Origin of the sequence: Vibrio genomosp. F6 (genome assembly GCF_005146325.1) — a bacterium.
Taxonomy (GTDB): Bacteria; Pseudomonadota; Gammaproteobacteria; order Enterobacterales; family Vibrionaceae; genus Vibrio; species Vibrio cortegadensis.
The window spans coordinates 50,528-69,090 of record NZ_SYUT01000019.1; the positions used below are offsets into that span (position 1 = coordinate 50,528).

At 38.3% G+C, this 18,563-nt stretch carries 15 protein-coding genes and 1 tRNA gene; 11 read left to right on the forward strand and 5 right to left on the reverse strand.

Annotated features, from left to right (window positions below; genetic code table 11):
- The first annotated feature begins 13 nt into the window (after positions 1-13).
- The 11 genes from FCV43_RS05935 to FCV43_RS05985 all read left to right on the forward strand — a co-directional run bounded on the left by FCV43_RS05935 (position 14) and on the right by FCV43_RS05985 (position 12,835).
- Entirely contained in the window at positions 14-1,825 is a 1,812-nt protein-coding gene (locus tag FCV43_RS05935) for a DUF3413 domain-containing protein (protein ID WP_136994288.1), read from the forward strand.
- A gap of 249 nt (positions 1,826-2,074) precedes the next feature.
- Positions 2,075-2,165 (forward strand) — tRNA-Ser (locus FCV43_RS05940).
- A gap of 225 nt (positions 2,166-2,390) precedes the next feature.
- Entirely contained in the window at positions 2,391-3,335 is a 945-nt protein-coding gene (locus FCV43_RS05945; protein ID WP_017053514.1) for a DUF4382 domain-containing protein, read from the forward strand.
- A 552-nt stretch (positions 3,336-3,887) separates the two neighbouring features.
- Positions 3,888-5,288, forward strand: coding sequence for an exopolysaccharide biosynthesis glycosyltransferase VpsL (gene vpsL, locus FCV43_RS05950; protein ID WP_136994290.1), 1,401 nt, complete (start codon positions 3,888-3,890; stop codon positions 5,286-5,288).
- Positions 5,289-5,309: 21 nt separating this feature from the next.
- Positions 5,310-6,497 carry an outer membrane beta-barrel protein gene (locus tag FCV43_RS05955; RefSeq protein ID WP_136994292.1) on the forward strand — a complete coding sequence of 396 codons (1,188 nt, stop codon included), beginning with the start codon at positions 5,310-5,312 and terminating at the stop codon, positions 6,495-6,497.
- Between the two features lie 6 nt (positions 6,498-6,503).
- Positions 6,504-7,022 carry an exopolysaccharide export protein VpsN gene (gene vpsN, locus FCV43_RS05960; RefSeq protein WP_017053511.1) on the forward strand — a complete coding sequence of 173 codons (519 nt, stop codon included), beginning with the start codon at positions 6,504-6,506 and terminating at the stop codon, positions 7,020-7,022.
- 7 nt (positions 7,023-7,029) lie between these two features.
- Complete coding sequence (gene vpsO, locus FCV43_RS05965) at positions 7,030-9,237, forward strand: exopolysaccharide regulatory tyrosine autokinase VpsO (protein ID WP_113799922.1); 2,208 nt, start codon at positions 7,030-7,032, stop codon at positions 9,235-9,237.
- Positions 9,237-9,944, forward strand: a complete 708-nt coding sequence (locus tag FCV43_RS05970; RefSeq protein ID WP_136994293.1) for a VpsP family polysaccharide biosynthesis protein — start codon at positions 9,237-9,239, stop codon at positions 9,942-9,944. The genes vpsO and FCV43_RS05970 overlap by 1 nt, the downstream gene beginning before the upstream one ends.
- Positions 9,941-10,387 carry a VanZ family protein gene (locus FCV43_RS05975; RefSeq protein ID WP_136994295.1) on the forward strand — a complete coding sequence of 149 codons (447 nt, stop codon included), beginning with the start codon at positions 9,941-9,943 and terminating at the stop codon, positions 10,385-10,387. Before FCV43_RS05970 ends, FCV43_RS05975 begins: the two co-directional genes overlap by 4 nt.
- Before the next feature lie 127 nt (positions 10,388-10,514).
- Positions 10,515-11,426 (forward strand): hypothetical protein, encoded by a 912-nt coding sequence (locus tag FCV43_RS05980; RefSeq protein ID WP_136994297.1) that lies wholly within the window; start codon positions 10,515-10,517, stop codon positions 11,424-11,426.
- 68 nt (positions 11,427-11,494) lie between these two features.
- Entirely contained in the window at positions 11,495-12,835 is a 1,341-nt protein-coding gene (locus FCV43_RS05985) for an O-antigen ligase family protein (RefSeq protein WP_136994299.1), read from the forward strand.
- Positions 12,836-12,923: 88 nt separating this feature from the next.
- Here FCV43_RS05985 and FCV43_RS05990 read toward each other — a convergent pair whose 3' ends face one another.
- From FCV43_RS05990 to FCV43_RS06010, 5 genes are all read right to left on the reverse strand, one after another.
- Positions 12,924-13,964, reverse strand: coding sequence for an acyltransferase family protein (locus FCV43_RS05990; RefSeq protein ID WP_017053505.1), 1,041 nt, complete (start codon positions 13,962-13,964; stop codon positions 12,924-12,926).
- A gap of 98 nt (positions 13,965-14,062) precedes the next feature.
- Complete coding sequence (locus FCV43_RS05995; protein ID WP_136994301.1) at positions 14,063-14,815, reverse strand: WecB/TagA/CpsF family glycosyltransferase; 753 nt, start codon at positions 14,813-14,815, stop codon at positions 14,063-14,065.
- Positions 14,816-14,864: 49 nt separating this feature from the next.
- Positions 14,865-16,034: an aspartate-semialdehyde dehydrogenase gene (locus FCV43_RS06000; protein ID WP_136994303.1), complete on the reverse strand. Its 1,170-nt coding sequence runs from the start codon at positions 16,032-16,034 to the stop codon at positions 14,865-14,867.
- On the reverse strand, positions 16,027-17,112 hold the full coding sequence (locus tag FCV43_RS06005) for a glycosyltransferase family 4 protein (protein ID WP_136994305.1): 1,086 nt from the start codon (positions 17,110-17,112) through the stop codon (positions 16,027-16,029). The genes FCV43_RS06000 and FCV43_RS06005 overlap by 8 nt, the downstream gene beginning before the upstream one ends.
- 2 nt (positions 17,113-17,114) lie before the next feature.
- The gene (locus tag FCV43_RS06010; protein WP_136994306.1) at positions 17,115-18,446 is read right to left on the reverse strand and encodes a phenylacetate--CoA ligase family protein; all 1,332 of its coding nucleotides are present in this window, start codon (positions 18,444-18,446) and stop codon (positions 17,115-17,117) included.
- Between the last annotated feature and the right edge of the window lie 117 nt (positions 18,447-18,563).

The window sequence follows — 18,563 nt, forward strand, 5'->3', positions numbered from 1 at the left end:
AAAAGAACAATAAATGGTAGATAGCGGAAATTCTTACGGTGAACGAGTATCACGACTAGTTGGATGGGGGCATTGGTTTGCTTTTTTCAACATCATAGCGGCGATGCTTGTTGGTACACGTTATATCACCCAATCACCTTGGCCTGAAACTCTTTTAGGACAAAGCTATTTGGCTTTTTCTTGGGTTGGGCATTTTGGGTTCTTGGTTTTCGCTCTCTACCTATTGATTCTTTTTCCACTTACGTTTGCGATCCCCTCCCGTAAACTGTTCAGATTAATCGCCGTCTGTTTTGCTACGGTAGGATTAACCGTTTTACTCGTCGATACACAAGCCTACCAGAGTATCAACTTACACTTAACGCCTGTCGTCTGGGAGTTACTTTTCACCGATGACAAAAGTGCGGTAAGTTCAGAACTGCAACACCTATTTATTGTTCTACCTTTGATATTTCTACTAGAACTTGGATTGTCTGAGTGGGTTTGGCGTAAGCAAAGAAAACTGTCGCATAAACATATTGGTCGCCCTTTGGCTGCCGTCTTCTTTTTGAGCTTCATGGCCAGTCATGTTGTCTATATTTGGGCTGACGCCTATTTTTATGGCCCAATAACAAGCCAGAAAGCCAACTTTCCACTGTCTTACCCAATGACGGCAAAAAGCTTTATGGAAAAGCATGGTTTACTGGACCGTGATGAATACTTAAAACGCTTAGAACAAAATGAGAATAATGTTGATTTAGTTCGATACCCGCTTGAAACGATCAAGTTTAACCGTCGTGGCGAGAACTTGAATGTATTGATCGTAAGCGTCAATAATCTTCGGGCGGATATGTTAAATGCAGAGACGATGCCTAACAGCTATCAATTTGCTCAAGATAACCTGAACTTTACCAACCACTACAGCTCTAGCAATGATATGTACGGTATGTTTGGGTTGTTTTATGGCCTACCAAGCAGTTATGCAAGTAGCATTAAAGCGCAAGGCACAAGTCCTATTCTTCTTTCGGTTTTAGAAGATCAAGGCTATTCCACTGGACTATTTAGTGGTGATAACTTCGATGACACTCTCTATTCAGAAGTTATTTTCCGCAGCCAGCAATTAGCGAATCAACAAGAGAATAGTGATAATGAGCCTCATAGTGATAGCTCAGCCATTAATAACTGGGATATCTGGGTTAAAAACCAAGCTTCTTCTCCTTGGTTTAGCTTCATCGAACTGACAACCGTAGACAATTTTAGTGATTATGGTGATCATACCGATACATTAGAAGCAAGTGATCGCTTCCAGATTGATTACGCAAAATCGGCTCAAGCGGCTGATATTGAACTAAGCAAGCTCTATTCATCTCTTAATGATTTAGAGCTATTGCAAAACACTATTGTCGTTATTACTTCAAATCACGGTAGCGAATTCAATGAAACCCAAACGAATAGCTGGGGCTCTAACGGTAATTACAGTCGCTACCAATTACAGGTACCTATGGTCATTCATTGGCCAGGCAAGCTTGCCGCTCAATTTACTCATCAATCTAGCCACCTAGATTTCTCAGTCACACTATTGCAAGATCTACTAGGTGTTTCTTCCAACCCAAATGATTTTAGCAGCGGTAAAAGTCTATTTGATGAGAATAAACGTAAGTGGATTTTGGCGGGTGATAGCCGAGAGTTAGCGCTGATTACCAACAACAAAACAACTGTGATTGATAAGTTTGGTAACTATAAGCTTTACGACAGCAACTATAATCGCTTGAAAGATCAGAACCCTAAATTACCCGTCTTAATGCAAGGGTTAACTGAGCTGCAAAGGTTTTACACCAAAAGTAAGTAGCATCAAGATTTAGATACTTAAAGGGGGGAGCTTATTGAGCTCCCCCCTTTATTTTTCCCTAGCAAAATATCGGCCCATTAATGAGTAAGCATTTAGTTAACAAACCCTTTAAAATCCATATAGATATAACAAAATGCTTACCTTTAAAATGTGCGAATAATTTTTTTTGCTATAAATGCGCATAATTTGGCCAAACGAACTCATTAGGGCTTTACAAGTTTTTAGAGTCCTTATATTATTCAACGCACTGGAGGGATGGCTGAGTGGTCGAAAGCACCGGTCTTGAAAACCGGCAACCGTTAATAGCGGTTCTAGGGTTCAAATCCCTATCCCTCCACCACTTTTGAAGAAACCGCTAATTATTTAGCGGTTTTTTTTCATCTGGGGTTTCTTGTATCAAGATCTACTCTTCTCAGATTGTCATATTTCCTAAATACTCTCATTTTAGTTTTCGTTTGTACTTTTCTGCTTTTTCCTGCCGTTTTTCAGCACTTACTTGTCCTAACCCGAATAGCATGACTGAACTATCCCATACTAATGGAAGGTACTTCACGGAGCTTTCATTATGAGATACATCACTTCAGCATTGTTACTGTGCAGCCCTGTGCTATTCATTGGCTGCGGGGGGGAGAGTTCAACACCACACTACTCAAATGTCACTGTCGCTGTGTCTGATGCGCCAGTAGACACTGCATCAGAAGTTGTCATTGCCTTTCATCAAATTGAGCTAGTACAAGAAGATGATTCGATCTTTATCGATATTAGTTCGGAGAACGGCGCAAAAGATTACGCACAAGTCGATCTCATTCAATATCAAAATACCGATACTTTTGTTTTAGTGGAAGATCAGCAAGTCCCAATAGGAACTTACCAAAATGTGATCCTACATATATCACCAGATGCTGGGTTAAATTACGTCGTGGATGACACTCTTGGCCAACTGCCTCTGAAACAACCAAGTAATAAGTTACGTCTTGGTGAATTGGTTATTGAAGGTAGCGATGAAAGTTATGTGATCGAGTTTGATTTACGCCAAGCATTGGTGATGAGGGGTAACTCAAACAATAATAACGGCTACATTTTAAAACCACATGGCGTGACGATTATTAATAATGATATATCCTCCTCTCTTGCTGGTGCTGTTGAACCCAATTTGTTACTTGGCAATGAATGCAACGTGGATGGTTTAGGATTCGTTTATCTCTATCAAGGCCATCAACTCGATAGCTCGTTATTCGTTGACTTATTTGATGGTGACATAGTACAGAATAATCCTGTTCCACAAGGAAGCATCGCTCCTCATGCTTCGGTTGCGGTCAATGAACAGAATGAATACGCATTTGGCTTTTTGGAACCAGGAGAGTACACAGTGGCGCTCAGTTGCGACGCCAGTGGTGATGACTCAGAGCAATACGATGGTTTAAGTATTCCGCTTCCAGTGAATCAGGTATTCGAAGTCAGCCTTACTGATGGACAACTGAGTGTCATCAATTTTAGCTCTATCCCATAACGGTGCAAATTGGTGGTCGAGCACGCTCTACTTCGCCGCGAATAATTAAGACTTAGCTCTTAATACACTTAACTAAAATACATAGCGACTAGTGCCCACTTTTCGTTGTGTATTTTAACCTAAACCCTGTGTATCGCTATTCAACGACTTATCAGGATATATCTACAAAGTTCAGACACCTTTCCTCGTCACTCCCCCTCTCAGAATAAAGTGAATCTCGATATGGCTCATAAAGCAATACTAGATCATTTACATTGCAATAGATTCCTAGAAATATTCTCTAACTTGAGACATCTCAATAATGATTCATTATATATTTGACTTACCATAGGTCACTTATAAAAAGAACGACATATATTAAGAACATGGATAGAAAACAAACACTGAAATTAAATTTAATCTCACCAAGATTCATCAATAATAAAATAAACAACAAATATCATCACTGTCTTATTTTTGATGCACTACCTACTATTGTAATCACTGCTACTTAATATGAGAATGCGCTACTTAATTTATGTTTTAACCAATAGCAGGTAGGAGATCTTGTTTATGGGTGAAAAAGGAAAAATCCGTATTACGAGTTATCAAGGTAAGGTTTTCTATCGGTTAATTGATGCTTTTGTAATACTGGTTACTATGTATGTAGCAATAAAGTACCATAATCATGTTGTAAATATGTCGTATGTTTCAATGGGATTATTGGGTGTTTTATTCTATAGCTTTATAGCCAAGAGCCTTGATATATATAGTGGTTGGCACACAACAAAGATCCGCGATTTATCACTACATACCGCATGCTGCTGGGGATTTTCAGTTTGTTGTTTAGCATTAGTTGGGTATTTCACAAAAACTGGTCACGATTTTTCTCGCTTAATTTTAGGATTCTGGTTTATAGGATCGCTATTTTTCCTCTTATTTTGGCGTTCAATTGCCTTTACTTTTGTTTATTATTTACACAAGAAAGGAATACATACTACTGATGCTGTAATCATTGGTATGACTCCCCAAGGTTTAAGATTATCTGAAAGCCTTACTAATAATCCAAAATTTGGAATAAAAATGGCTGGATTCTATGATGATAGAAAAGTTGATCGACTAAATAACCAAATATCTGTTTTGGGTAAAGTCAATGATGCTTTGAAGTTAGCGAAAAATGGCAAAGTAAAAAGTGTTTATATAGCGTTGCCAATGCAGGCTCAGAATAGAATCAGTACTATTTTAGATGCATTTTCTGACAGTACAGTTAACACTTATATTGTTCCTGATTTTTTCACTTTCAATTTGCTTCACTCTCGTTGGTATACCATTGGTGACGTTAATGCTTTTAGTATCTCAGACACACCATTCAATGGAAATAAACTCGCAACATGGTTAAAAAGGTTTGAAGACCTTGTATTAAGCACTTTGATACTGATTCTTATAAGTCCTGTACTCATTGCCGTGGCTATTGGCGTAAAATTGAGCTCACCAGGCCCCATTATTTTTAAGCAGATGCGATATGGATTAGATGGGAAGAAGATTAAAGTATGGAAATTCAGGAGTATGAGTGTCACGGATAACGGTTCTAAAGTAGTGCAAGCAACTAAGAACGATCCACGTGTTACTCCATTTGGTTCATTTATTCGAAAGACATCGCTCGATGAATTACCACAGTTCATTAATGTGCTTCAAGGAGGGATGTCTATTGTAGGTCCTCGTCCACATGCCGTTGCCCATAATGAAGAGTATCGCACCATTGTTAATCGATACATGCTAAGACATAAAGTAAAGCCTGGCATCACTGGATGGGCCCAAATTAATGGCTGGCGTGGCGAAACAGATACGCTCGATAAAATGGAAAAAAGAGTTCAATTTGATTTGGACTACATACACCATTGGTCTCTGTGGTTTGACATTAAAATTGTTTTCTTAACGATTTTTAAAGGATTCGTTGGCAAAAATGCCTACTAGAAATGGACTAAGTGTACTCAAATGAAATTTTCCAACGTGAAGCCAGCGGTTTTATTCAGCTTAACACTAGTTAGCGCAACGGCTGTACTTGCTAAGCCAGAGCCGCATCCCATCATAACTGAGTCAGGGATCGCCATCGTGCCCTTTCTCAATTTATCAGCAGGTTACAATGATAATATCGCTAAATCAGACAGTAATTTTGATCGCTCTAGCTTTTCCATTGTAGAGCCTGGAGTAAGCGTCGCATTTGAACCAACAGGGCAAAAACATGTAGCCGTTTACCGCCTACAGCGTGGTGATTTTTTTAGCTCAAGTAAAGATAACTTTACCGATCATTTCTTTGATTGGTCAAGTCAGTGGGATCTTCATTCAAAACACAAAGTGAACCTAAACTATTCACTTGCATTAGCTCATGAAAGCCGCGGTGATAACGAAGAAACTCTCAACCTTTTATACAACAAATACCACAGTACTCAAGTGAACATTGGTTACATCTACGGTGGCGACAATAGCAAAGGAAAACTAGAAACAAATCTAGGATGGGGAGAGCTTGATTACAAAAATAATCAACAAGTCACCCAATATCAAAGTTGGGAAGAGCTACGCTTCAATAGCACATTTTATTACGATGCACTTCCAAAAACATCTCTGCTGTTTCAAATCATAGCGAACGATAGAACCTATGACCTTACGGCTCCAGGTTCATCATCCAAGGACAGTAAGCACTACTTTACTTATTTGGGCACATCTTGGGACGCGACAGAGAAACTACAAGGTAGTGCAAAACTTGGTGCGCAATATAAGAACTTTGATTCATCCTTACGAGATGATTTTAAATCATTCTCCTGGGATATTAATGTCACTTATCTCATTAGATCATATTCAGCCATCCAACTCATCACCAATAGACGCTCTATGGATGCTGATGGGATTGGTAATGCTATTGATGCGAAAAACTATAACGTCAATTGGGTCCATAACTGGAATCAAAAAGTTTCAACTAAAGCTGAAATATCACGATTGGACGAAGACTATATTGGATCGGCACGAAAAGACGAAACGACCAACCTTACTTTAAATTTTGACTATGATTTTCGCCGATGGCTAACTCTCAGACTAGGCTATGGTATTGAGTCCAAAGACTCCAATATAAATACAATGAATTATGATCAGAATATCTATTATTTGGCCATTGAAGGTGTGATGTAACTTACGATGAAGTACGTGCTAGTAATTATTTTAAGCTGTCTGTCCTTGTCTGTTCTGGCAAGTGAAGCGCTATACAAGTTAGGTGTTGGCGACCAAATAAAAATTCAAGTTTATAATGAACCTGAGCTTTCTATGGAAATTCGCATCAGTGATAGCGGGCAAATAGACTACCCATTCTTAGGGCAAGTAAAACTCAAAGACAAAACGATAGAAGAAGTAAAAGTAGATATTCACGATGGGTTACTCGACGGCTACTTGATCAACCCGAATGTATTCGTAAGTGTGGTTGAATATCGCCCATATTACATTAATGGTGAAGTCGAGAATTCGGGTAGCTACCCATACAACCCTGGTTTAACAGTAAATAAAGCCATTACAATTGCTGGCGGCTTTACCGAACGAGCATCTAAAAAGAATATCTATATCTCGTCAAGTGATGATCCAAATATCAAGGCAACAAAAGTTACCTTGCTTCACAAAATTCAGCCCGGTGACATTCTCACTATCGAAGAAAGCTTTTTTTAGGTCTCCCATGGAAAACTCATTAATTAACAATAAATTGAATACAGATGAACCTCTGAATATTCGCCACTACTTTACCATTTTACTGAACTACAAATGGCGCATTCTCCTATTCTCAATAATGATGACAGCAATTGCAGTTCTGATTGTGCTATCAATACCATCACAATATACCGCAAAAGCTTCATTGCTCATTGAATCAAAACAAGCAAAAGCGGTCTCCATCGAAGACGTTTACGGTATTGATACAAAAAGCCAGGAATACTACCTTACTCAAATTGAAATTTTGAAGTCAGATCGAATTGCTGAAGAGGTTATTGCTCGTCTAAATTTAAACAGTAATCCAGAATTTGATCCAACCGTTGAAAAAAAACCAATGTTTGGATTGAATATTGACATTTTTGAACAATTTCCAGTCTTGAAAGCCTTCAAAAAAGAAGAGGTTCCTGCGTCAATAGAAGCAGCAGCGTATCGCAACAGCCGCTTGGTTCTTGCCAAATTCAAGCGGGGCCTAGAAATTAGGCCTATCAGAAAAACTCAGCTCGTGAGTATTCTTTATACAAGCAAGGATCCAAAACTATCAGCAAACATTGCCAATGAAATTGGTCGTGTTTTTATGGATAGCCACATTGAAGCAAAACTGGAAGTCGAGTTGAAAGCCAATACATGGCTAAACAATCGCATGGAAGAGTTAAGAGGAAAGTTAAGAACATCTGAAGCACAAATGCAAGACTTCTTAAAAACCGAAGGTCTGGTTGATATCAAAGGTGTAGAGAGCTTAGCATCTCAAGAACTTGCCGAGCTAACATCACAACTCAATAAAACCAGAGATCGCAGAGTTGCAGCTGAAACTCTGTTTTTAGTCGCTCAATCATACAGCCGTAAAGATAGTGATTTGTCTTCGCTCGCCTCTATTCCTGAAATATCCAATCACCCTATTATACGTGATGTAAAACTCGCTGAAGTTCAAGCTGAAAGAAAGGTTTCAGACTTATCTAAACGTTACGGTCCTAAACACCCATCTCTCAAGTCAGCACAAGCAGAATTAACATCCGTAAAACGAAACCTGAACTCTGAACTCAGACAGTTATTAAATGGTATCAATAATGAACTTCAAGCAGCGAAGCAGGCGGAAAAGTCATTACATAGAGAATTAAAGAAAAGAAAACTAGAGTTTCAAACACTCACTGTAAAAAATGCAAAATATTCTGAATTAAAACGCGAAGTACAAACCAATAGCGAGCTATTTGACCTATTTCTTAGTCGTCAGAAAGAGACCAGCGCATCCAGTGACTTTAATGCGACCATTGCGCGTTTTACTGATTTTGCAAATCCTCCATTGTCACCAAGCAAGCCAAACAGAAAACTAATTGTGGTACTGGTTTTCATAGCCTCTTTCGGATTTGCTTGTGTCATGGCATTCATGGCCGATGCAGTCAATGACACGTTCGTTGATATCAAACAAGTAGAAAAGCAACTTTCATTAAGCATTTTAGGCGTAATTCCAGAAATAAAAGTGAAAGGTCAGTTAAAGCTTAAGTCCTACTTTGATAGTAAATTCAGAGATTTAACAGAAGCGATCAGAACAATTCGAACAGGATACTTGCTCGCCAACACCAACAAAGAAGCCCATGTTGTGATGGTCACATCATCGTTGCCAGAAGAAGGAAAGACAACTTCAAGCATCAACTTAGCTTTTTCGCTTTCACAAATGGAAAAAACACTTCTTATAGATTGCGACTTAAGAAAACCATCTATTGCACATCGCTTTGATGTTCCAGGGTCTCAACCTGGTGTAACCAACTTGCTCACGAGAACTCATAGCTATAAAGATTGCATATACACAGATGAAGAGTCGAATTTAGATATTTTGACGGCAGGTGTTTTAACCAATAACCCGTTAGAGCTTATTTCTTCAGAGGAATTTAAATTATTAATAAATAAGCTAAAAACTGTCTACACAAGGATTGTTATTGATACACCACCTTGCCTTGCAGTAAGTGATAGCTTTATGCTGACTCAATATGTCGACTCGACGATATTAGTCATTAATGCGGCACATACTAGAACTAAAGTTGTCCGTGATGTGGTCGGAAAATTAGCACAGCAAGGCGTCAGAATTGATGGCGTTATTCTAAACAAACTAAACGTCAAGAAAGCAGCACATTATGGTGGATATCATCAGTACCAATCCTACTATGGTTCTGAAAACTCTTAATGACCAATTCAAAAGTACAATATAATTTTTATTTCAAACCTCTTAGATGGCTTGCCATCTTTGGGGCCTTGGCGATGGTATATTTCTCATTCTGCTTTGGCGTAGCATCTGTCTACGCCTCTGCTGCCGAGAAAAATATAGAGCGTTGGTCCATTCGTCCAGATAGCGTAACATTAGAAAACGTATCAGAAACAAAAACAATCGCATTAAAAGCAATTAGTCTCCAACCTTCTCATCCTCACTACTTTAATATACTAGGTAAGATCTATGAGTGGGAAGCCTTTCTCAAGAATTCAACTGACAGAAAAAATAGTTTGATCCACGCTAAAAATGCTTATTTAGAAAGCGCATCATTAAGGCCAATATGGCCTGATACTTGGGCCGATTTAATTGTAGTCGACTCGCAATTAGATAGTAAAAATATCGTGCAATATATAAATAAAGCCGATAAATATGGGCCATTTACGCCTAAAGTAAACCAAACCGTTTCACAAGTTGGACTCATAAACTGGCAATTATTTACCTCACCACAAAAAAAACTAGCGCTAGATCATGCAGCACGAGCTTTAACTCATCCCAAAACCAGGGGTGACATGTATCGTTACCTTAAATCACAAGGCCAATTACACTCTGTATGTACTGCTATTGTTAAACACTCTAGGGACTATAATAATAATGTTCCTCTTTGCGATAGGTTTCTACAATGAATTCCACAATAAATAAAGTGATTAATAGACGCCCGATAGCACTGCTCGTTTTGACCTTAATCTCACTGGGCACCGCTCTACTCTCTCTATCGAAAACATTGAATAGCCATGGCAATAGCACATATTTGTTGGAGTACTACCTCGGGGGAGATTTATATTTACATTTTATCTGCGCTTTGCTCATTGCACTGATGTTTATTAGGGTACTTACAGCATTGCATGGCGTTAAATTCAGTACGATCTTCGCTTTTATTACAATTTCTTCATTTTGCTTGATTGATGAAAGTTTACAAATATTTTCAAGTACGAGGACATTCTCTTGGCTAGATATTACAGCAAGTTTATCCGGTATAACTTTTGCTGTTGTTATCGCTTATATGCTCAACCATGCTCATGGTCAACTAAAATATCGAACGAAAAAACATATTGTCGAAAAAACCTAATTATCTGGAAAATAGACATAATCAGATCGCCTTAAAAATGAGAAATAGACGGTTTTTACTCTAGCCATCCTATATTAGCAGCAATAACATAATTATAATTTGTCTATCTGGAATATAGGATACAGACATGAAAAAAACACTTTGGCTAGTACTACTCATCACAATTTCATTAGGATTAACCGTTGCATTAACGTTACCTAATATAAACAATAAAACAAACACGGCTTGTTCAAGCACTGAGGCAATAAAAGAACAGTTAGAGCAGGCAGATGACCTTGTAGGCTTAGTCAAGAAATTGTCTGCACAGTGCCCTAAAATGACAAAAGAAATGGCTAAACTGGCTTCTTTAATACAACCCACTTTAATGGCAGAAATCCTAAAGTCGGTTTTGGAAATTGTTCCTAATAGTGATATTGCAGAATTAACAGCAATGCTTGTTGAAATCGCACCTAAAAATTTACAAGCTGAACTTGTACAAATTGCTGTAGAAGTAAATCCAGCTCTAGCGCAAGAGATCGTTGATGCTGTGGCTAAAATAGGAGCGATGGATCCAACAGATATAATTTTAGCTGCAATTAGTGGCGGTGCTGACCCGGCAAGCATTACTGAACCAACAGCCGCAGGTACACCGACCGCTGGAGCATTAGTTGCCGCTGATAATTTACCTGTGACAAACGATAACTCTATCCTTGTCAACTCCCCGACAGCAGATGGAACTTCTGAAACAGTTAATACACCTGCGGCGAACAGACCAGTTTTAACGACGAATACGCCTGCAGTTGCTAGTTCTCCGATAACGATCAACTCTCCGGCTGCCGATAACACTCCTATCGCAAACAATGCACCTTTGAGTAATACACCAGTGAATAATGCACCTGCAATTAGTGCTCCCGAAAACGGAAACATACCTATTGCTAACTTACCGGTTACGGATGTACCTACGACACTACCAACCCCCCCTGTTCTGACAAATCCTGGAAACACATCCACTATAGGAACGGGTAGTGGTAGCGGCGGCGGTACCGCATCAACGAATTAGCACTCTATCATAATCCCCTTACCCCGGAGGTTGGTTAAGCTAACCTTCGTCATTTGACGAACTATCGTATGCCTTTTATAGAAAAAATAACCTTTACCCTGTTCTTAATTTTCATCTTCTGGCTCCCCATACCTCTAGGAAGCAACCGTCCACTTGCTTGGTCTTTCAACGAAATATGGCTTGCTCTGATAATGCTATCTTGCCTGTTTATCTTCCCATTAAAGCATTGGGTCAACTGCATAAAACGTACAATTGTCATCGTATTACCACTTCTGATAACAGCAACATGGTCACTCATTCAAAGCATTCCGAACCTGCATTTATCTCAAGATCCTGGGTTAGTGTTAGTCTCTGCGCTTAAGGGATTTCACTATCTGCAACTTTGTTTAGTATCTTCAGTGCTTATCTATAATTCAACAACACTAAAATTGCTTGCCACTGTCATGCTCGCAGCCGGTATCACTCAGGCTTTTTATGCAAGCGTTATCAACCTACTCCATCTTGACCATTCATTAATATTTGAATTGCCACTTGGAAGTAGAGCATCAGGCAGTTTTGTCTATCATAATCATCTGGCTAACTTCTTAATGCTAAACCTTTGTATTGGCTTTGGTCTGTTGACAGCTCAGCTAGCAGACTCAAAATCCGTTGGGATCAAAAACAATATGGCTCATTTTTTGTCTGTACTACTCAATGACAAAACGTTTGTGCGCCTCGGGCTAATAATAATGGTTATCGCATTGGTTTTGACACGTTCAAGGATGGGAAATGTGTCTTTCTTTATTGCACTAGTTGTAGGGTGTGCCCTCTTGCTAAAACACTATAAGTTGAAATCAAAAAGTGTTTATATTTTAATTTTCAGTCTATTCATTGTGGATACATTTATCGTCAGTAATTGGTTTGGACTTGAGAAAATAAAGCAAAGGCTTGTGGCGACGAGTTTAGAAACAGAGTCCAGAGATGATGTGATTGAATACTCACTTGCTGCTGTTAAAGAAAGACCATTATCAGGCTTTGGCGCTGGTACTTTCTATTCAACTTTTCCGGCGTATAACCAAGGTAATGTCCAATTATTCTATGATCATACACATAATGATTATATCCAATTTACATTAGAGTACGGCCTAGTTACTGTCATGTTGTTAGGGGGAATGATTGTGCTCTCCGCACGCCACGGTCTTAAAGCCTTCAAAAGAAGAAAGAACCGACTAATGCGTGGAATTGGTCTGTCTTCATTAATGGCAATTATAGGCATGACTGTTCACATGAGTGTAGATTTCCCTCTACAAGCACCAGCAACAGCAATGTATTTTATACTATGTTTAATGATGGCTCATTGGTCATTAAAGATTCCGAGTTCATCCTACAAAACTCGGGGAACTACAGTTGCCACAGTTAACCACAGATAGGTTAAACAATAAATTAGCATCCTAATAACTAAAAACCCCCTATAACATCATCATAGAGGGTTTTTATGCCACATATTTGTCAACAAAGCTAATAGCCTAAGATATACCTACTATGATTAGGAATTAATTTTTTCACGGATAACGATGCAATAATACAAGCTGATAGCAGCAACCCAACGAAAAAGAGAAAGAACAACCATGAGTCTAATTGAATATAATGTAAATTAAGCCTCGATATGATACTGATAACAAATGGGTGGATAAAGAATGCAGCGAAACTAGTTGATGCAATAACATTTATGTATTTGTTGTCCACATCCTCAAATCGATGTAGAAGTACCATAAAGAAGAAACACAATGCAATCTTTTGAATAAACATTAAATCTAAGCCCACAAATTCAAAAGGCTGTTTATGAGAACTCCCCTCACATCCCCAATAGATTTGCAATAAAAGCACTAAGAAAATAAAAACAAAGATATAAATTTCTTTACTTCCTAGGTATTTGTATATGTGGTTTTTATGAATCGAGGCCACCATTCCAATCAAGTATACTGGTGTAAAATAGACAAAACTCTGAATGACATTGATATTATCAATTGGGCGATGGATGAAAACCGCAACTAGTGATAATAATATGATAATCATCATCTGAAACTTTAAGTTTAAACGAATAAACATCACGTGTATGGGAGAAAGAAAAAAGGTTATCATGATAAATGGGATATACCAGTAAGCAGTAATAAATCTTCCAGAGATATAATACTTAATAATGGGTACAATATATTCGCTTAAAATCCCCTCACCATTGGGGAGGAAATATCCGTCAAAGGCACTACTCTGTGTTACCACATAGAGTGTAATAGGAGCCAATCCTATGATTAAATATGGATACAGCACATTTTGACATTTTTTAATGATGAACTTTTTATGGTTAAACTTTGAATAAAATACATGATGAAACAGAAACCCTGAGATAAAAACAAAGAGTGATGTCCCACCCGATATAAAATTCATTACAGCTTTATCAAATAAACTATCAAAACTCATCCCAACCACTGAAAAAGAGTGCCCTGAAATGATAAACAAGATTGCAATAGCTCTAAATTGCGTAAAAGAGTTGATATGCATGGAAGCCCTAAACAATGACGCATAAATTATAATAAAACATGAATGATAAGGAGCAATTACCTAAATTTGATAAACACCTAAGTACACTGGCATACTTCTTAAGATTTTCTTAATTTAGCTTTTATAAGTAGCCAAGCAAATTTGCTGTTTGTTATCAAGTATCGCTTCCACATTCTACGTGGTTCTTGAATTACTCGATATAACCATTCCAAGCCAGAATTTTGCATCCATAAAGGTGCTCGCGAAACTTTTCCAGCAACAACATCAAATGTTCCACCAACCCCCATAACAAAGTCGACGCCAAGCTCATCTTTCCACTTGTTTATAAAATTTTCTTTTTTTGGAGAGGTAATGGCTACAAAAAGTAGCTTAGCTCCAGATGCCTTAATTAAATGAACCAAAGCAAGCTCATCATCCCAAAAGTACCCATGATGAAAACCTGCGATTTCCAAGTTAGGATGTTTTTCTCGCATGATTTGTGCTGTTTTGCCGACAACCTTCTCCTCCGCTCCTAGATAGAAAACAGGAAATTTTTCTTGTTCTGCCATAGCATTAAGTTCATGGAACAGATCGACACCAGCCACGCGTTGCCCAACATTATGGCCCATAAAACGAGCCCCCCAGACAACCCCCATTCCATCAATATTAATGATATCGCACTCAGTGACCGAATCAGCAAGTTCAACATCCGCTCTCATGTTCACTATCTTTGCGACATTGACAACGACATGTTGAGTAAAAACCTGATCCGCAACACGCTGCTTTATTGTTTCAACCGTTTCCTTCATAGACAAAACATGCATTGGTACATTTAAAAAATTTATTTCTTTGTTAACTAATTCGCTTTCCATAATTTTTCTCTAACAGTATTTTTCGATGTTACTTGGTGATTTCGGATGGCTATGAGTGGTTATGATTTCGGTTAGAATAAACAGAAAATGAATAATACATCCAAGCTTGAGTCCAACGAATGTAATTGATTCCAATAGAGAACCGATTATTCTTCTGATAAATAAATTGTTTCTTCTCTGCTGAGTACAGAGTATCAACAGAGTTATTCAGTATTTTTTTTGCCAAAGCGATATGTTCTGATGTAGGGTCAACTTTTATTAATGTGATGATAGCTTGGGCGACAGAATGAGGATCAATTGGATATCGATTAGTATTATAGTATTTCGCAGTACCATCTTTTTCGAAGAAATTATTGATGTAATAGTCGAGCCCTTTTTTTATCGTCGCATCGAAAAGATCAGTATCTAACGCTGCTTTAATTTCATACAGCGCTTCTAGATTGTATCCAGTATGAAACCCATCGATAAACTGGTGATGGTGCCGTTCACCATAAACCCAACTACCATCTATAGATTGTTGCCCAGCACTACGGGCAGCAATCCTTAAAGACAAGTCTCGATATTTCCTATTTCCGGTTTGACTGGCAGAAAATGCCACCCAAGCAGCAGCCCAAAGACTAGCGTTGTGGACAAAAGCGGTCTCACCCGGTATATAGGCAAAAAATTCCTGATTATCAATGTTCGTATAGAGATGGTTCACAATAAAGTCAGCGCTGCTTAAGGCGGTATTGACCATATCGTCGCGTCCTAATTGGAGCCCGAGTTGATATAATGCGCGACTCACATAAACCGTGGTGATCACGTTAGGTTTACCTTTAGGAACAAAAAAAGCACGCGCTTTCCAGTCAAAATGATAACCCCAACAAGAAGAGGTCCATTCATCACCAGCACAATTTTGTTCAAGTAACCAATTACCTAACTCTTCAGCTTCAGCAAGTAATTTCGAGTCCTTTGTACTTTTGTACTCTTCTAGTATCCCTAAAACAAATAAACCGATCCCCTTAGGATTCCTTTTTTCAGGTACCCCAAATAACGGGCGAAAGTTGATAGGTGAACGCTTAAATAATTGGATCCAAGCTAGTCCAACGATGCTATCTTTCAAGCTTGGGAAATGACTGAAAAAACGGGCATTCAAACCATCAAATGGATCATATCCAGCAAAGTTTCGTAACTTCGCCTGTTGAAAAATAGTATCTTTTACATCAACAATGTTATTCATTTTCTAAGCCCAACGTATCATCATAAACTTTTTGCATCTGAGGGATAATTGCATCAAGAGAAAAATTATCATCAAATTTAGTCTTTGCCGCGTTAACAAACTCTCTATTTGCATCACGATCTGAAATCATAGTGATCAAGGCTTGCTCTAAATTTTTAATATCTCCAGCATCAACTAGCAGGCCATCAACACCATCAGATATGGCATCTGGAATACCCCCTGCATAGCTTGAAACGACAGCAATACCGGCAGACATAGCTTCTAGGACTCCCATAGGAAACCCTTCGTTGTAGCTAGGTAAACAATACACGTCCGCTTTTTTCAAGATATCTAATTTTTCCTGACCACTAACCCAACCTAAGAAGTGAACTGAGTCGTCAATACCCAGCTTTTTTGCTTCTTCCTTGTATTCACAAATATTTCCATCACCAGCCATCATTAATGTTGCATGTGGTAAAGCATGTTTAATTTGCTTGAAAGCATGAATGAGATCGAGTGCACCTTTACGTGGGCCAATCCTTCCCAAAAAAGCAATCGTTCCAGGTTGGACTTCGGATCTCTTTATCGATAAAGTTGGAACTGCATTATAAATAACATTGACATGATCACTCTTATTAAGTGTTTGATACGCCCAATCAAGCCAGTGTGACGAAAGAACAATAACCTTATCTGACATTTCAAAAGTTTTTCTGATATGCGTTTTTTTCTTTTCATCACATTCATTGGCGTAAAACTCTCTGAACTCAGCACCATGTAGATGAAGAATCACTTTAGTGTTTAATGCTTTTACCATTCTGACTAACAGAGATTTACGTTTGTAACTTCCACGTGAAGACATATGGATATGAACTAAACCAACGTCATGAAATAAAATATAATAAGCTAACTTGAATATGCACATGACGAACAACTGCGCTGCGCCAAGGTGTCCCCATTTATTGTTAGAGGAGTGACTAGTAATTAATTTCACTCGATTATTTTCGAAAAAACCACACTCTTTATAGACACTTAAAACGGTAGCAACACCACCTTGACCATGAATATCGGTTGCCACTGTAATATTAATTTTTTTATTCACATCTATTCCTTGATTGTGCATATTGCTTGTCTTATTTTCCCATTTCGTGTTCTATCTAAAGAATTAACCAAATTAATGCTCACACTCATTGTTTGCCCCAATCTATCTTTGGTGTTAGCAATAAGTTTTGATTCCTGGTTTGAGTCAAACACAGTCTCATCTATGACCGCCGAAATGACGATTGAGCGCGGTTCATTTTGAATAAATTGACATGCAAGTAAGCCATCTACCCCTTTGGGAATGTGGTTCAAAATATGAACCTTCTGACCATCTTCACCGATAAGATAATCACCTACACGGCCCTCAATTTTACTAATGATGGGGAAGACTCTCCCGCATGGGCAGTGGGTCTCATCAGACAACACGACATGATCACCCGTTTTATATCGAATTAAGGGAAAATGTTTATTGTTAAAATTGGTTCCAACGATTTCGTGAGTTCCATTCCCAGCGTCAAAAAACTCCACATGAGAATAATCAGTTAACACGTGATAACGACCATGCTCGCAATTAGCGATTGCCGCCACTCGTTCAAATAACCCGTACCAATCAAAAACTGTACATTGGAACCTGTCTTCTACTACTCGTCTGTCTTCATCTGATAGCGATTCTGAAGAAGTAATTATGGACTTAAGGCCTAATGGGTAATATTCGCCTTGCGACTCTAGATATTTAGCAAGGGTAACGATTGATGACGGGTAGGCTTGAATAATTTCAACATCGAAATCAACCATCGCTTTAATGTAGTGTGGTAACGCATTTTTTGTCATATGAAAGGATGACAACATAATCAAATCTTCGAACCATGAGTATCGCCAAAATGGGACGGTCTTCTGTTCTAAGGGAACAATCATGTCGCCTCGAATCCACGCGCGCTTGTCACCTTTTTGATAACCTGCCCAATCGAGGTGGCGAGCAACAAATGCTTGCTCGCGAATAACCGACTCAATATCTTGAGGGATGGACAAAGGAGTCCCAGTAGTGCCACTTGTTGCACCATGAATAACATTTTTCTTTTTTGCATCCGAAACAAAATTTTCACTATTCGATTTGATATCGTCTTTACTAATGACAGGAAAACTCTCTAATCCATCAGACTCTAACTTTGAATTTTTATAAGTTGGTACTGTTTCTGATTTTTTAATCACCGAATTTAACTCTAATTCAGAATATTTCTTCAACTGATTAAGGTTTTTATCATGTGCTAGTAATTTTTTAGTTAAGCCTTGTTGACTTTTTCCTTCACGAATAACAACTCTAATTAATGCCCGTACACTTAACAATGTATTCTGAACAAAGATTGGAGAGTTAATATATATTCCACTTAAAAACATGTCTCGATCCTTAAATAAAGTTGATGGTGGTACACCTGAGATAAAAACTGCATTAGATGTAATAAATACAAAACCACACCCATAATATCTCTTAGCTAAACTATCAATTACAATCGC

Coding starts and splice junctions, on each gene's coding strand:
- FCV43_RS05935 (WP_136994288.1), top strand. CDS start 14: ATGGTAGATAGCGGAAATTCTTACGGTGAACGAGTATCACGACTAGTT.
- vpsN (WP_017053511.1), top strand. CDS start 6,504: ATGAAGTACGTGCTAGTAATTATTTTAAGCTGTCTGTCCTTGTCTGTT.
- FCV43_RS05945 (WP_017053514.1), top strand. CDS start 2,391: ATGAGATACATCACTTCAGCATTGTTACTGTGCAGCCCTGTGCTATTC.
- FCV43_RS05985 (WP_136994299.1), top strand. CDS start 11,495: ATGCCTTTTATAGAAAAAATAACCTTTACCCTGTTCTTAATTTTCATC.
- FCV43_RS05975 (WP_136994295.1), top strand. CDS start 9,941: ATGAATTCCACAATAAATAAAGTGATTAATAGACGCCCGATAGCACTG.
- FCV43_RS05980 (WP_136994297.1), top strand. CDS start 10,515: ATGAAAAAAACACTTTGGCTAGTACTACTCATCACAATTTCATTAGGA.
- FCV43_RS05970 (WP_136994293.1), top strand. CDS start 9,237: ATGACCAATTCAAAAGTACAATATAATTTTTATTTCAAACCTCTTAGA.
- FCV43_RS05990 (WP_017053505.1), bottom strand. CDS start 13,964: ATGCATATCAACTCTTTTACGCAATTTAGAGCTATTGCAATCTTGTTT.
- FCV43_RS05995 (WP_136994301.1), bottom strand. CDS start 14,815: ATGGAAAGCGAATTAGTTAACAAAGAAATAAATTTTTTAAATGTACCA.
- FCV43_RS06000 (WP_136994303.1), bottom strand. CDS start 16,034: ATGAATAACATTGTTGATGTAAAAGATACTATTTTTCAACAGGCGAAG.
- FCV43_RS06010 (WP_136994306.1), bottom strand. CDS start 18,446: ATGTTTTTAAGTGGAATATATATTAACTCTCCAATCTTTGTTCAGAAT.
- FCV43_RS05955 (WP_136994292.1), top strand. CDS start 5,310: ATGAAATTTTCCAACGTGAAGCCAGCGGTTTTATTCAGCTTAACACTA.
- vpsL (WP_136994290.1), top strand. CDS start 3,888: ATGGGTGAAAAAGGAAAAATCCGTATTACGAGTTATCAAGGTAAGGTT.
- vpsO (WP_113799922.1), top strand. CDS start 7,030: ATGGAAAACTCATTAATTAACAATAAATTGAATACAGATGAACCTCTG.